This is a genomic window from Streptococcus sp. 2154, from assembly GCF_013277255.1.
Lineage (GTDB): Bacteria > Bacillota > Bacilli > Lactobacillales > Streptococcaceae > Streptococcus > Streptococcus pseudopneumoniae.
Window position 1 is genome coordinate 55,713 of the sequence record NZ_VMMK01000021.1, and the last position, 12,683, is coordinate 68,395.

General features: G+C 38.2%; 16 protein-coding genes and 2 pseudogenes. 13 read left to right on the top strand and 5 right to left on the bottom strand.

Annotated elements, in window-relative coordinates:
• Positions 1-32 precede the first annotated feature (32 nt).
• From HT693_RS03435 to HT693_RS03475, 10 genes and pseudogenes are all read left to right on the top strand, one after another.
• Positions 33-1,511 carry a DNA primase family protein gene (locus HT693_RS03435; RefSeq protein WP_138705121.1) on the top strand — a complete coding sequence of 493 codons (1,479 nt, stop codon included), beginning with the start codon at positions 33-35 and terminating at the stop codon, positions 1,509-1,511.
• A gap of 364 nt (positions 1,512-1,875) precedes the next feature.
• Positions 1,876-2,400 carry a hypothetical protein gene (locus tag HT693_RS03440; RefSeq protein WP_050220066.1) on the top strand — a complete coding sequence of 175 codons (525 nt, stop codon included), beginning with the start codon at positions 1,876-1,878 and terminating at the stop codon, positions 2,398-2,400.
• 68 nt (positions 2,401-2,468) lie between these two features.
• Positions 2,469-2,972 (top strand): hypothetical protein, encoded by a 504-nt coding sequence (locus HT693_RS03445; protein ID WP_138705120.1) that lies wholly within the window; start codon positions 2,469-2,471, stop codon positions 2,970-2,972.
• Between the two features lie 54 nt (positions 2,973-3,026).
• Positions 3,027-3,341: a hypothetical protein gene (locus HT693_RS03450; protein ID WP_049523637.1), complete on the top strand. Its 315-nt coding sequence runs from the start codon at positions 3,027-3,029 to the stop codon at positions 3,339-3,341.
• A gap of 111 nt (positions 3,342-3,452) precedes the next feature.
• A complete protein-coding gene (locus tag HT693_RS03455) occupies positions 3,453-3,845 on the top strand; it encodes a transcriptional regulator (RefSeq protein WP_138700093.1) in 393 nt (130 codons plus the stop codon).
• Positions 3,846-3,898: 53 nt separating this feature from the next.
• Positions 3,899-4,033 carry a hypothetical protein gene (locus tag HT693_RS12235; RefSeq protein ID WP_275690479.1) on the top strand — a complete coding sequence of 45 codons (135 nt, stop codon included), beginning with the start codon at positions 3,899-3,901 and terminating at the stop codon, positions 4,031-4,033.
• Positions 4,034-4,488: 455 nt separating this feature from the next.
• Entirely contained in the window at positions 4,489-5,019 is a 531-nt protein-coding gene (locus HT693_RS03460; RefSeq protein WP_001224342.1) for a YutD family protein, read from the top strand.
• A gap of 20 nt (positions 5,020-5,039) precedes the next feature.
• Positions 5,040-6,105, top strand: a pseudogene (gene rlmN / locus HT693_RS03465) (23S rRNA (adenine(2503)-C(2))-methyltransferase RlmN).
• Positions 6,105-6,587: a VanZ family protein gene (locus tag HT693_RS03470; protein ID WP_000976714.1), complete on the top strand. Its 483-nt coding sequence runs from the start codon at positions 6,105-6,107 to the stop codon at positions 6,585-6,587. Before rlmN ends, HT693_RS03470 begins: the two are co-directional and overlap by 1 nt.
• A 1-nt stretch (position 6,588) precedes the next feature.
• On the top strand, positions 6,589-8,130 hold the full coding sequence (locus HT693_RS03475) for an ABC-F family ATP-binding cassette domain-containing protein (protein ID WP_172924843.1): 1,542 nt from the start codon (positions 6,589-6,591) through the stop codon (positions 8,128-8,130).
• A 55-nt stretch (positions 8,131-8,185) separates the two neighbouring features.
• Here HT693_RS03475 and HT693_RS03480 read toward each other — a convergent pair whose 3' ends face one another.
• The 5 genes from HT693_RS03480 to HT693_RS11860 all read right to left on the bottom strand — a co-directional run bounded on the left by HT693_RS03480 (position 8,186) and on the right by HT693_RS11860 (position 10,980).
• Entirely contained in the window at positions 8,186-8,989 is an 804-nt protein-coding gene (locus HT693_RS03480) for a peptidylprolyl isomerase (protein ID WP_000731911.1), read from the bottom strand.
• 107 nt (positions 8,990-9,096) lie between these two features.
• On the bottom strand, positions 9,097-9,258 hold the full coding sequence (locus tag HT693_RS03485; protein WP_007284845.1) for a hypothetical protein: 162 nt from the start codon (positions 9,256-9,258) through the stop codon (positions 9,097-9,099).
• A 328-nt stretch (positions 9,259-9,586) separates the two neighbouring features.
• Positions 9,587-9,811: a helix-turn-helix transcriptional regulator gene (locus tag HT693_RS03490; protein WP_138705119.1), complete on the bottom strand. Its 225-nt coding sequence runs from the start codon at positions 9,809-9,811 to the stop codon at positions 9,587-9,589.
• Between the two features lie 2 nt (positions 9,812-9,813).
• Positions 9,814-10,392 (bottom strand): DUF3796 domain-containing protein, encoded by a 579-nt coding sequence (locus HT693_RS03495; RefSeq protein WP_138705118.1) that lies wholly within the window; start codon positions 10,390-10,392, stop codon positions 9,814-9,816.
• 414 nt (positions 10,393-10,806) lie between these two features.
• Entirely contained in the window at positions 10,807-10,980 is a 174-nt protein-coding gene (locus tag HT693_RS11860; protein WP_078374329.1) for a FanG protein, read from the bottom strand.
• Positions 10,981-11,008: 28 nt separating this feature from the next.
• Here HT693_RS11860 and HT693_RS03500 point away from each other — a divergent pair, with 28 nt between their 5' ends.
• From HT693_RS03500 to HT693_RS03510, 3 genes and pseudogenes are all read left to right on the top strand, one after another.
• Positions 11,009-11,623 carry a CadD family cadmium resistance transporter gene (locus tag HT693_RS03500; protein ID WP_000615747.1) on the top strand — a complete coding sequence of 205 codons (615 nt, stop codon included), beginning with the start codon at positions 11,009-11,011 and terminating at the stop codon, positions 11,621-11,623.
• An 11-nt stretch (positions 11,624-11,634) separates the two neighbouring features.
• The gene (gene cadX / locus HT693_RS03505) at positions 11,635-11,973 is read left to right on the top strand and encodes a Cd(II)/Zn(II)-sensing metalloregulatory transcriptional regulator CadX (protein WP_000711082.1); all 339 of its coding nucleotides are present in this window, start codon (positions 11,635-11,637) and stop codon (positions 11,971-11,973) included.
• A 43-nt stretch (positions 11,974-12,016) separates the two neighbouring features.
• Positions 12,017-12,424, top strand: a pseudogene (locus tag HT693_RS03510) (helix-turn-helix transcriptional regulator); the annotation flags it as partial.
• Positions 12,425-12,683 lie beyond the last annotated feature (259 nt).

Below are 12,683 nucleotides of genomic sequence, written 5' to 3' on the forward strand. Positions count from 1 at the left end.
TAGAAGAATTAGAAAACCTAAAAAGTGAAATCATGGAGATCAGAGAGCAAGAACACCCTCCTAGAACGATGAAGGAGCTTGAAAATCGTATCTTTAAAGCTGGTGAAGAATGGCGGGCAGAACATACCGAAACTAAGGTAAATGAGACCACAGGGGACGTTACTGAAAAGGTTGCCATACCTCAGACATTCACTGTAGCTAAAATACTGAGCGAGATTGTCACGTTTACTTTTATCAGCAAGAGCAATATAGCTGATTATAGTCTACTCTATATCTACGATTTAGACGAGGGTATCTATACAGCTAGTAATGATCTATTTAATCTATTGTGTAAGACTTTTGATGTGAGAATTAAACCCAGAGAGTGGCCGCAGATTAAGTTAATGGTTAGAACACTAACAAAGATACGAAAACCTTTAGAAAGTTCCAACCTCATTCCCGTACAGAACGGAATTATCAACTTAGAAACTAAGGAGCTATTCCCCTTTAGTCCTAAGTATGTAATTACAAGCAAGATAAGCACGGCATACCACGCGCCTAAACGAGTCCCAACAGATAGAGAGGGAAAAACTTTTGATGATTGGCTAAACTCAATCGCTTGTAATGATAGTGAGCTAGTGACACTGTTTTGGCAAATTATCCTTGAAGCTATCAACTCTAACCATACCCGAAATAAGTTTGCTATCTTCTACGGGGACGGTAACAATGGTAAAGGGACATTTCAGCGCTTTCTTATCAATCTGATAGGGGAAAGCAATATATCAGCCTTAAAACCTGCCCAGTTTGCTGAAAAGCATAACTTAGAAACCCTGGTAGGTAAAGTTTGTAATATCGGAGATGAAGCCCCAAATGAATACTTGAAAAATCCGTCTGATTTAATGAGTATCACTAGTGGCGATACAGTACTGGTCAACCCCAAAGGACGCCCAGCCTTTGAGGCTACTTTCAAGTTATTCAATATCTTTTCAGGGAATTATATCCCCAATGGTGGCAACAAGACAAAAGGCTGGTATCGTAGAATTATGATTGTCCCTTTTAATGCTGACTTTAACGGGGAGAAGGAAAAGCCTTGGATTAAAAATGAATTTTTGGCCAATGATGAAGTATTAGAGTACGCACTTTACAAAGCTATCAATCAAGAGCCTTTTACACACTTTATCGAACCCAAAGCAGTCAAAGGTCTTCTAGAAGAATACCAGGAAGAAAATGACTACTTGCTTTCATGGGTTAAACATGAATACATGGAAAGAGGTTGGCATGAGCTGGACGTGGTACCCGTTTTTATACTGACCAGAACACTGAAGCATTATGCTGAGGACATGGGGATAGCCAAGCCTAATGTTTATGGGGCAGGAAAAGATACTATCAGACACCTACAACAGTTAACACCTAATAAGTATCAGCTTAAAAAGGCTCGTGTTAGGATTGAAGATTATGACAAACTGGACCCGTATGGTTTTGAGAGACAAAAACTGGGTCGAGTAAATCATGCTGTAACTAAAACAGAGTAATGTTGACCTTCTCATAATGCTCTAAACCATTGATATGACTGGGTTTTTACGGAATTTGTTGACCTTCTTGTTGACCTTGTTTTAAAGAAGGTCAACATCCTAAACCCTTGATAGCACTAGTTTTATAGCCTTTATGTTGACCTTGTTACCTTCTTTTTAAAAACAAGAATGTAAATGAAATAAATATATTTTATATATAAGGGCAAGGACTTCAAAAGAAGGTCAACATGGTAACAAAGTTGTCTAAACCCTTGGGACTGTAAGGCTAAACTACGTTACCTAGAAGGTCAACAAAAGTAACAAGAAGGTCAACAAATTAACAAATATTACATAATTTACCTTAAAATAAAGAAAGGACAACAACATGACATTAAAAACATTTTCAGATAAAGCAAAAACATTTAATTTCACTTACGAATTTAAAGACCAAGACACCGCCCAAGTGGCAGGGAGTGCATTGATGGGCTACATGATTGGAACTTATGAAGTACCGTCTATTTCAATCACTTACAAGAATAAAGGGACGCTAGCAGCTGAGTACGTGGAGGATAAGAAACTAAACTATATCTTTAAACGTATTTGTGACAGTTTCAAAGGCTGTTACAAGCAACCAGAGGGAGATGAAGCATTTGAAGAACGTTATAAACGGGAGCGCGTGCTTCAACTCAAAGAGTCAGAGGACTTTGAGAACTTGTTGAATAAGGTCACAGACTACGAGCTGGAACTATTAGACTATGCTGAACGCTTGCTTTCTGATAAGCCTATCCTTATGAACTCTATGACTGCTTTTGGTACGTTGGAAATGCTGGGTAATGAAAGTATTAACCTACTCCAAAAATTGGATGTAGAGGGCGAATATAAAGGCCTTGCTGATTATTCTGGTCAATAAACACAGGGGAGCAATCCCCTTTTGACATTTAGGCAATAGTTTTGGGTTTTTCCATATAGGGGGAAATAATGAAGCGGTTAGCAATAGAAACAATCACTAAACCAATGAAGCTGAGAGGAATAACTAAGGGTATAGCTGAGTTGGACGGTCAACGTTTAGAGATTGATTTGGATAATTTAATGATTGATTTTGGTGGAGAGTCATTTGAATTAGACAGAATAGCAGGAACTAAGGGAGGTTATCGCTATTTCTTTCTTTGCCCTGATTGTGGTAGACGGTGCAGGTTGCTTTATAAACGGTATTTGTATTTTAGTTGCGGTACCTGTCTAGATATCCACAAGAGCACTCTTAACCGTAGTAAAACGGATTGCCAATACTACTGGGAGCTTGCGCTTAGGGAAGCTAGAAAGGTAGAACCAGGGTGGAGTCCTAGACGTGGTGGATATATGTTTGATGGTTTTCCTGAAAGACCAAGGTATATGAAACGTGACAGGTATCATAAGCACTATAAGAAGTTTTTGAAGTATATTAAAAAAGGGGATAGATTTTGGCTGAATGGTTCTAGATTGTGAGACAATATGAAGTAGTGTGCAATTTACAAAACGAACACCGTATAAGGGGGAAATATGGAACGTGATAGCCGAGGGAGATTTTTACCAGGTAACCAAGTAGCAAAAGGCAACAGGGGCAACAGAAAGCCAAAATATGGCAATAGCAACGCTTTGAAGCATGGACTATGCAGAGGATACACTGGACTGTTACCAAGCCGAAAAGGTGGGGTGTCTATATATAAAAATGGTGCATACCTTGGAACACTACCAGACAAGTATTTCCACCATTCTGAAGATGGGGCGCTTTGGGTAGATTATAACGCTTGTCAGTATTTGATTTCGGTTTGTGGCTTACCTGAGAGTATGTTTAGCGAATCAGAAGAATGGTAAGGGGGCATATACTTGAACTCCGAGCGAACGCCGAGAAAACGAAAAAAAGCCAAGGCGCTCCGCCTCAGCTATAATCTCAATAATATTATTATATCACAAAGGAGCGAACTAATGGAGCTGGATAAGTTTAAAACGATGATGAACGTCAGAGAGCGGATGACTTACTTTCTACGTTTCCAGAGGATGGCAGGGAGTGAAAACCAAGTTAGGATAGACGAAGAGGCTTGGAAACTTATCTTACCTGATCGGTGGAATTTGAGTGGTGAACATGAAAAGGCAATCCGTGAGGGGTTGGAGATATTCGCCCACGACATCAACAGTATAGAGAACAAACGAGCCAGAAAATACTTTATTATCCATTATTGCTACATGAGAAAGAAAACTATAAGCGAATGCGTAGAGATGGCAGGTACTAGCTCCACTAGCTACCACCGATACAAACAGATAGCCGTCTTAAACTTTGCGAGAATCCACCAGAACGGAGAGCTAGAAGTGTATAAGTAGGCGTTTGTGGTGTTTTGTTGAGAAATGTTGAGATTTAAGTGAGGGGGGATGACATGATTGAATATTTTTTGATTGATTTGGAGAATATCCAATTAGAGGGTATGGAGATAGATTTAAACATGGATTTTGAAATAGATGTTGACCTTGATGGTTTAGATTTAACCTTACTACAAGAATTAGAAGCGTAAATGTTGGCAAATGTAGGCGTAGGCTTCATATTCGCCCCTATTTCACTTGGTTTCGTACTGGACAACTAAAACACCATGGATAAACTAGAAGCTCTCAGAAACGAATCTGGGGGCTTTTGTGAGGTCATAATCTTATAAACCACGCGCTTCATGGTATAATATACCTATCAGCAACCAGCAATAAAAAAAGCACGTTTGACCGTGCTAGTTTCTTGCCTGCTGAACTCGTCATTTATTGCCCTTTTGTGGGGCTTTTTTTGTGGACTTTTTGAGAACTTTTATGGTCTTTAAAAATAACCTAAAGACCTGCTGTTTTTTAAAACTCAATAATATCAAGGGTTTAGACGCTTTAATGAATCCTAAAAAATTGTCATTTCTATTTTTATGAGAAACGTGCTAACTGCTAGAAATTATGGTAGAATAAAGTATTAAGTAATCGTGAAAAAAGGATATCTATGCGAAAAGAAATTGCACCTGAATTATACAACTATAACAAGTTTCCTGGTCCTGAGTTTCATTTACACGGGGACAAGGTTGAAACGGAAGGGATCGCTTTTTCCTTGGTGGAAAATATCAAGGATGCCTTTGATGTGACGGCTTTTAATCAGCGTTTTTCAGAAGTCTTAACCAAGTTTGATTATATCGTGGGAGACTGGAGCAACGAACAGCTTCGCCTACGAGGTTTTTACAAGGATGACCGAACAGAAGAAAAACTTGAAAAAATCAGTCGTTTACAAGACTACCTATTAGAGTATTGTAGTTATGGTTGTGCCTATTTTGTCTTAGAAAATGAAGCCCCTAAGCGAGCATCATTTGACAAGAAAATGCGTAAGAAGGAAGAAGAACAGCCTTTTAGAAAAGGAAAGAAACCGACTCAAACAAAACGAAAACCGAATGCAGATAAGAAAAATAGACGTCGTCAGAAAGACCAGCATTCTCAGAAAGAGGACAAGGGACAACGTCATTTTGTCATTCGTCAGAAGTGAGTAGAGAATAAGGAGAAGAAATGAAACCCTCAATTTATAGTTTAACACGTCAAACCATGCAGGAATGGGTATTGGAGCAGGGAGAAAAGAAATTCCGTGCAGATCAAATCTGGGAATGGCTCTATTGAAGAAATGACCAACCTTTCCAAGGATTTGATTGCTAAGCTTAATGACCAGTTTGTGGTCAATCCCTTGAAACAAGGTATTGTGCAAGAGTCTGCTGATGGGACAGTTAAATATCTTTTTGAATTGCCAGATGGAATGCTGATTGAGACAGTACTCATACGTCAACACTACGTTTTATCTGTCTGTGTGACCACTCAGGTCGGCTGTAATATCGGTTGTACCTTCTGTGCCTCTGGTTTGATTAAGAAGCAACGTGACCTCAATAACGGTGAAATCGTAGCGCAAATTATGCTGGTTCAGAAATACTTTGATGAGCGTGGTCAGGATGAACGTGTCAGCCATATCGTTGTCATGGGAATCAGTGAGCCCTTTGATAATTACAACAATGTTTTGAATTTCGTTTGTACTATCAATGATGATAAAGGAATGGCTATCGGTGCTCGTCACATCACGGTTTCAACCTCAGGTTTGGCCCATAAAATTCGTGACTTTGCTGATGAAGGGGTTCAGGTCAATCTTGCCGTGTCTCTTCACGCACCCAACAATGAACTGCGCTCAAGTACCATGAAGATTAACCGTGCCTTTCCGATTGAAAAGCTCTTTGCAGCTATTGAGTACTACATTGAGACAACTAATCGTCGTGTGACCTTTGAGTATATCATGCTTAATGAAGTAAACGACGGCGTAGAACAAGCTTTGGAATTAGCTGAATTGCTCAAGAACATCAAGAAATTGTCTTATGTAAACTTGATTTCTTATAACCCAGTTAGTGAGCATGACCAATATAGCCGTAGTCCCAAAGAGCGCGTGTTGGCTTTCTATGATACGCTTAAGAGAAAAGGGGTCAACTGTGTGGTTCGTCAAGAGCATGGTACAGATAGTGACGCAGCTTGTGGACAATTGCGCTCTAACACAATGAAACGTGACCGCCAGAAGGCAGTCGCAGCGGTAAATCCTTAATGATGAAGAAGACTTATAATCATATTTTGGTCTGGGGAGTCATTTTCTATAGCATTTGCATTGTCTATTTTTGCTTTACTCCTCAAGAACAATCTCCCGTGGGGGTAGAAACTCCAGGTATTCAGCATCTTGGAAGCCTGGTTTTTCTTTTGACTCCTTTAAACTCCCTCTGGAATCTGGGTGAGGTGAGTGATATGGGACAATTATGCTGGATTTTTTTACAAAATATCCTTAATATGTTCTTACTTTTTCCTCTGATGTTCCAACTCCTTTATCTCCTTCCAAACTTGCGGAAAATAAAAAAGGTCCTTCTTTTTAGTTTTCTTGTGAGTCTTGGAATCGAGTGTACGCAATTAATCTTGGACTTTTTCTTTGATTTCAATCGCGTCTTTGAGATTGATGATTTGTGGACCAACACTTTGGGTGGCTATCTGGCTTGGCTCCTTTATAAACGATTATATAAAAACAAGATAAGGAATTAAAATGAGTATTTTAGAAGTTAAAAATCTGAGTCACGGTTTTGGTGACCGTGCAATTTTTGAAGATGTGTCCTTCCGTCTCCTCAAGGGAGAACATATCGGCCTGGTCGGTGCCAATGGTGAAGGAAAATCAACCTTTATGAGTATCGTGACTGGTAAAATGCTGCCAGATGAAGGAAAGGTTGAGTGGTCCAAATATGTGACGGCTGGTTACTTGGATCAACACTCTGTCCTTGCTGAAGGGCAGTCGGTACGTGATGTTCTACGTACAGCTTTTGATGAGCTGTTTAAAGCAGAAGCTCGTATCAATGACCTCTATATGGAAATGGCTGAAGATGGAGCTGATGTTGATGCTCTCATGGAAGAAGTGGGCGAACTTCAAGACCGTTTAGAGAGTCGTGATTTCTATACCTTGGATGCTAAGATTGACGAAGTGGCGCGTGCCCTTGGTGTTATGGACTTTGGCATGGATACGGATGTAACCTCTTTGTCAGGTGGGCAAAGAACCAAGGTGCTTTTGGCTAAACTCCTCCTTGAAAAGCCAGATATCTTGCTGTTGGACGAGCCGACCAACTACTTGGATACTGAGCATATTGATTGGCTCAAGCGCTATCTTCAAAACTATGAGAATGCCTTTGTCCTTATTTCGCACGATATTCCATTCCTGAACGACGTGATTAATATTGTCTACCATGTGGAGAATCAACAGCTGACGCGTTACTCTGGTGACTACTACCAGTTCCAAGAAGTCTATGCTATGAAGAAATCTCAGCTAGAGGCAGCCTACGAACGTCAGCAGAAAGAGATTGCGGACCTCAAGGACTTCGTGGCTCGAAACAAAGCACGTGTTGCAACACGAAACATGGCTATGTCTCGTCAGAAGAAATTGGATAAGATGGATATTATCGAACTGCAAAGTGAGAAACCAAAACCATCCTTTGATTTCAAACCAGCTCGTACTCCAGGGCGCTTTATTTTCCAAGCCAAGGATTTGCAGATTGGTTATGATCGTCCTCTGACCAAGCCTTTAAATCTTACCTTTGAACGCAATCAAAAGGTTGCGATTATTGGTGCTAATGGTATTGGAAAAACAACTCTCTTGAAGAGTCTCTTGGGCATTATCTCGCCAATCGCTGGGGAAGTGGAGCGTGGAGATTATTTAGAACTTGGTTATTTTGAGCAGGAAGTAGAAGGCGGTAATCGCCAAACTCCTCTTGAAGCTGTCTGGAATGCCTTTCCTGCCCTTAATCAAGCAGAAGTCCGTGCAGCCCTTGCCCGTTGTGGTTTGACAACCAAACATATTGAAAGTCAGATTCAAGTATTATCAGGGGGAGAGCAAGCCAAGGTTCGTTTCTGTCTCTTGATGAATCGTGAAAACAATGTTTTAGTGCTGGACGAGCCGACCAACCATTTGGATGTGGATGCAAAGGATGAGCTCAAACGCGCTCTCAAAGAATATAGGGGATCTATCCTTATGGTCTGCCACGAGCCAGACTTTTATGAAGGCTGGATAGACCAAATATGGGATTTTAATAATTTAACTTAAGAATGAGAGTAAAAGAAATACAGTACCGAATGTGGATACTGTATTTTTTTGGTTTTTAAGATTTAAAATCGTAGTCTTTCACCACTTCGATGCTGTCGATTGTGATAGCAGTAGTTGGCTTGTCTTTTTCATCTTTTTCGGCTTTGGCAATCTTATCTACAACATCCATACCGTCAATCACTTGTCCAAAGACTGGGTGTTTGCCATCAAGGCTAGGGTTTCCCCCTTCTTTATAGGCTTCGATGATTTTCTTTGGATACTTGCTTGTAGGGAGTTTAGCAGAGGTATCTGTAGAGTTTTGGTTGATGAAGAACTGGCTTCCATTGGTGTTTGGTTGACCAGTATTAGCCATAGCAAGAGCACCACGGATGTTATAGAGATAAGGAGTAATCTCGTTTTTGAAACCAGTTCCCTTGTCTTTAGTCTTATCCTTGTCATGCCAGATGGACTGACCACCTGTACCGTCCCCTTTTGGATCTCCAGTTTGGACCATGAAGCCATCGATGACACGGTGGAAGGTAATGCCGTTATAGTAGCCTTCTTTGGCATGAGTGAGGAAGTTTTCAACCGCTAGAGGAGCGAGTTTAGGGAAGAGCTTAATGCGGATATCACCTTGGCTTGTGTGGAGAATCACTTCGGCTTCATCTTCAGCAACTTCCTTAGAAAGTTGCGGGAAATTGGCATTCTCGTTTGTTAAAGCATCGTTTAACTCCTTGGCAGATTGGGCAGCTGCTTTGGAGCTTTCCTCAGCGGCCAAGCTAGAATCTACATAGTCATCACCACGTAGACTGCGTTGGATGCTGCTACACCCAGCTAGGGCTACAGTGGACAGTAAAAGAAGGGTTGCTAGTTTTTTCATTCTGATCCTCTCAAAAATTCATTTCTACCATTGTACCCTAAAAGGAAGTGGATTTCAAATGTTAGTGACAAGACAGTTTAAGAGGAAGCCAACCAAAAATCACTTGATTAGAGATTCTTCTTTGGATGACGGTCGACAATGTCCTGGTACTGTTCCAGTATTTCCTCTCCCTTTGGAGTCAATTTGTAGCCACGAATCGAAAAGTGACAAGCTAATTCTTCTTCTGAAAAATGCTCATGAAGGGCTTGGTCCAAATTTGTAGCCTTCATTTTTAGAAAGTCCAGTAACTCCCTTCTTCTTTAGGATATTCTTTTTTTATGGTAGCGTATTAGATGGTCAAGTGAGTAAAAAGCAGTTTCAATGGACAGCATAACCTTTTTCTACCAGAGTTTTGAGATGCTTAGGAGCATCAATACCATAAGTGTACTCGAAGTATTTAGGAAACCAGATCTTAAGAAAGCTCGTAAAGCATCACAATTAGTAAAGGTTAATTCGAAAGAATTACTATATTTTAAAAGAGCATATTTTCAAAGGATTTTTTCTTTTGGCTTCAATTCCTAATTAATCAATGAACTTAATAGTAGGTCTCGAAAAGAATTATGTTTCCTCTTTCTGTCTGAGTTCAAAGAGGTCTTCTACTTTTAGATTAAAAACTTGAGCAATTTTAAGAGTCATTTCCAGCGAAGGATTGTAACGGTTATTTTCCAAGTGCAGAATTGTCTCGCGTCGAATGCCGATGCGGTCGGCTAACTCCTGCTGGGTCATGCCTGTGGACTCACGAACAGATTTGAGATTAGTAATAATATTGCTTTCTTTGGCCATGCTTATCCTCTACGTTCCAAGATAAAATAGACAACCGCAAAAATGCAAATCAAGGCAGCTATGCTAATAAATATCTGACCCATGTAAAGAGTGAGACCCCCCATATACCCAATGATAACTGATAGGATCATCAGTGCGCCTAGTATAAAAACAAACATCAAGCTAGCTGCCTTTGCTAAATTAGCATAAAAGCGTTCGTCCGGAGTTTCCTTGACATTTTTTAAAGAGAAAAAAACAAATACAATCACTTCAATAACGAGACCAATTCTCAAAATCCATTCTTTAATACCAGAACTTACGCTTGGGGTCGCAACCCAAATCCCTACTGTATAAAAAATGCTTGCTGCAGACACAAGTATCGTGTAAAGCTTAGCAGACAAGTTAAAAATAATCTTTCCCTTACCTTTCTGACTCTTATGTAGCCAGCTACAAATAGCTACAATTTGACCTGACACTGAAATACCAGTAATAACTAACTTGGGTCCCCAACTAAGATTAGAACCAAATAAAACAATAAAATCAATAAAGAGAGCTACGGCAATCATTGCAATGAGGCCACGCATTTTTTGACTTTTTTTCATGATAGACTCCTTTTTTATGTTATAAATATATAACACTTAAATTTCATGTTATAAATATATCACATTTAAATTTAGAAAGCAAGAATTTATGTGTCAAGGTGGCAATTATTTGAAAAAATTTTTTAATAAAAGCCCTTGATAGTCAAATAACTAAAGAATTCTTTGAAGTAATGCATCGGATTTGGTTTGGATAGTTTCGTTAATAATATTTGATGATAAAGAATTTTTGAAAAATCTAGATACTGTATGAATCTCTACTTTTTTTCTTAGACTGTATAAAGTCTGTCAGAATAAGCTTTGTAGGTGTAGAAGTTAATTTTTACAGAGGTTAAGTAAGGATTTCAGTACACGTCAATAGATGTCAAAATACTGATTTTAAGCGATTTTTGATTTTTGGAAACTCATTATATCGCACTACAAATCAATAAAAACTCTACCTTTTTTAGATAAATATATCATCTGGATATTGAAGTTAAGCCCTGCTATCATTTCGATGGCAGGGCTTTTTAATATTTGGTACACTAACTTCTTATCTATATTTTGGTGGATTTTAAGTTGACATCTACAAAGTTTAATGTTAGAATACATTCAAAAATATATTTGAATGAGGTGTTTTATGATTCAAAATGTTGTTACTTCAATAATCCTGTATTCTGGGACAGCCGTAGACTTACTTATTATCCTAATGTTATTTTTTGCCAAAAGAAAAAGCAGAAAAGACATCATTAACATCTATTTAGGACAATTTCTAGGCTCTGTTAGTCTAATATTGCTAAGTTTGCTTTTTGCATTTGTCTTAAATTATATTCCTAGTAAAGAGATTTTAGGTTTACTCGGTTTGATTCCAATTTTCCTAGGCCTCAAAGTTTTGCTTTTAGGAGATTCTGATGGAGAAGCTATTGCAAAAGATGGTTTGCGAAAAGACAATAAAAACCTGATTTTTCTAGTCGCTATGATTACTTTTGCAAGTTGTGGCGCTGACAATATTGGTGTCTTTGTCCCATATTTTACCACCTTAAATTTAGCGAATTTGATAGTGACTTTACTTACTTTTCTAGTCATGATTTATTTCTTGGTTTTTTCTGCCCAAAAATTGGCACAAGTCCCTTCTGTTGGAGAAACTTTGGAAAAATATAGCAGATGGTTTATTGCCGTTGTCTATTTAGGATTGGGGATGTATATTCTGATTGAAAACAACAGCTTTGACATGCTAAGGACTGTGTTCGGCTAGGAGAAAAAAATATGAAAAAAGATAGTATTTGCCAAGTGAATATTATAAATCAACAAAATGTTACAACCGCGACGAACTACCTTGAAAAGGAAAAAGTCCAAAAATCACTTCGTATTTTATCAAAGTTTACCGATAATAAACAGATAAATATCATCTTTTATCTCCTTGCTGTTGAAGAACTCTGTGTCTGTGATATAGCCTGTTTACTAAATCTCAGTATGGCATCTGCCTCCCACCATCTTCGTAAACTAGCCAATCAAAACATCTTGGACACTAGAAGAGATGGGAAAATTATATATTATTTTATAAAAGATGAGGAAATCAGAGATTTTTTTAATCAACTAGGATAACAACTATTTTTACTACTTTTCCATGATTATAGGGGGATTGTATATGAAATTTTTTGAAGAAAATTATTCACATGAACTACCTACTCGTATCAAAAATTTAAGAAAAAAACACAATATTACACAAAGCGAACTAAGCAATGCAGGTCAAGTTAGTCAAGTTGAAAAGGAAAAGCAACAAGTTACCACTTCAATATTGCTTTATTTGAATACTCAAACCGACTTAGACTATAAAGAAATTATTTTTGGAGATATTGTCAAGCTTGTTGAAAATATGTTTTACCACTGCTTCGGCTCTATTTTATTTAGAGATTTGGAAACTGTAAATAAAAGAATGAATTCTTTGTCGGATGATGACTTAATTTCTATACAATCTAGCTGTCTTAGACTTTCCAAGACATTCGCAAATTTCAATATTCAAAGAAAAAAATTTTTGATTTCTGATGAAACTGAAAAAATTATCCATAATGGCAAAAAGGTCATTAAAAAATCAAAAAAGATAAATCAATTTCAACAACAATGGACACATACGCCGAGTTAGCACCGCAAAGAAAGTTAGAATCTGTTAATCTTTATATCGATAAGATTGCTGAACTAACGCAATAACTACTCTACTATTTACTCTACCTTTTATTATGTAGCATTCTAAAAACATTGATGTACCAACGTTTCTAACAGCTAAAATAGAAATTATTTAATCTTTTACAGACCTA